This is a genomic window from Sedimentimonas flavescens (genome assembly GCF_025154035.1).
Classification (GTDB): Bacteria; Pseudomonadota; Alphaproteobacteria; order Rhodobacterales; family Rhodobacteraceae; genus Rhodobacter; species Rhodobacter flavescens.
Genome location: NZ_JAOALJ010000017.1, coordinates 1 through 1253, shown reverse-complemented (window position 1 = coordinate 1253; position 1253 = coordinate 1). Strand labels below are relative to the sequence as shown.

General features: G+C 61.2%; 3 protein-coding genes. All 3 read right to left on the bottom strand.

The annotated features are described in order from the left end of the window. Positions 1–28: 28 nt before the first annotated feature. Genes N3C64_RS15240 through N3C64_RS15230 form a run of 3 tightly spaced genes read right to left on the bottom strand, consistent with a single transcriptional unit; the run spans position 29 to position 1192 of the window. Positions 29–193 carry an integrase core domain-containing protein gene (locus N3C64_RS15240; protein WP_260015105.1) on the bottom strand — a complete coding sequence of 55 codons (165 nt, stop codon included), beginning with the start codon at positions 191–193 and terminating at the stop codon, positions 29–31. Then, complete coding sequence (locus tag N3C64_RS15235; protein ID WP_260015104.1) at positions 190–852, bottom strand: DDE-type integrase/transposase/recombinase; 663 nt, start codon at positions 850–852, stop codon at positions 190–192. Before N3C64_RS15235 ends, N3C64_RS15240 begins: the two co-directional genes overlap by 4 nt. Positions 853–901: 49 nt before the next feature. Next, positions 902–1192: a DUF1153 domain-containing protein gene (locus N3C64_RS15230; RefSeq protein WP_260015103.1), complete on the bottom strand. Its 291-nt coding sequence runs from the start codon at positions 1190–1192 to the stop codon at positions 902–904. Between the last annotated feature and the right edge of the window lie 61 nt (positions 1193–1253).

Below are 1253 nucleotides of genomic sequence, written 5' to 3'. Positions count from 1 at the left end.
TGTATCGACCCAGCGGAATCTGCTCAGGTTAAGCCGCTAATGTGAATGCCTCGGCCGGTGTGCGCATGGCAAGGGCCTGATGAGGGCGGCGGTGGTTGTAGAAGGCGATCCAGTCGCCGATGACGCGGGTCGCGTGCTGGATGCTCTCGAAGCGGTGGCGGTGGACGCATTGCTCCTTGAGCGTCCGGATCACGCGCTCCACCATTCCGTTCTGGCTCGCGGGCAGTGTGGTGTGATGAACTCCTGTTTCAGACCGTAGCTGCGAACCAAGGCGGTGAAGTGCCGGCTGGTGAAGACCAAGCCGTTGTCCGAGCGCAGCAAGAATTCGCGATCAACCCGACCGAGCGTGCCGAACCGTGCGATCAGCGCGTGCTCCAGGGTGGCGCTTGCCGTGGTCCCCCTGCCGGATCGCGACAGATACCAGCCCAAGAGCTCGCGCGTGTGGCAATCGATCACAATTGCCAGGGAGGCCCAGCCATCCTTGCCGGTCCAGACGCGTGCGAGATCCGTCGACCAGCGCTCGTTTGGCGCTGTGGCGACGGATGGCACGGCCTGAATCCGGGGCCGCATACCGATGGCTCGTTTGCGAACCTGCCACCCCTTGAGCTTGAAGATCCGCTGCACCGTGTTCTTGTTGAAGCCCAAGAGCCAAGCCACAGTGCGGTAGCCAAAGGACGGCTCGGCCTCGATCATCGCCTTGATCGGCTCGGCAAAGCGCGGATCGACCTTCGGTGCTGCCTTGACGGACTTATAATAGACCGTCCGCCGCGGCACACCGAACCAGGCGCAAAGCTTGGCAATCGATACCACAATGCCGTCGGTCAGTAGGCCCTGCTCGATACTCTGGATCATTTGTCGTCCGCATTCGCCATTGGGCTCGGACCAATGGCGCTCAAATGGCTCATTCCAGCAGGGCCTGCAGCTTTTTTCGGGCACGCAGCTCCAGCATCGCCTCGCCGTAGGCCTCCTGCAGGTCCTTCAGCTGCTTCTCATATTGCTCGCGGATATCGAGTGGGTTGGCGCGCAGAGAATTCTCCATGCCCCGCTTGGCGTCCTCGACCCAGCCCTCGATTTCTGAGGGCGTCAGATCGAACGACCGACTGGCTTCCGCCACCGTCGTCTTGCCCTGAATGATCTCGATCACCAGCGCCGTCTTACGCTTCGCCGTCCAACGTTTGATGCTCTCGTCCATCGTCATACTCATTGCCACGTTCTCCCTTGTAGCACGAGCAGGATTTCACGGGGTCGATACA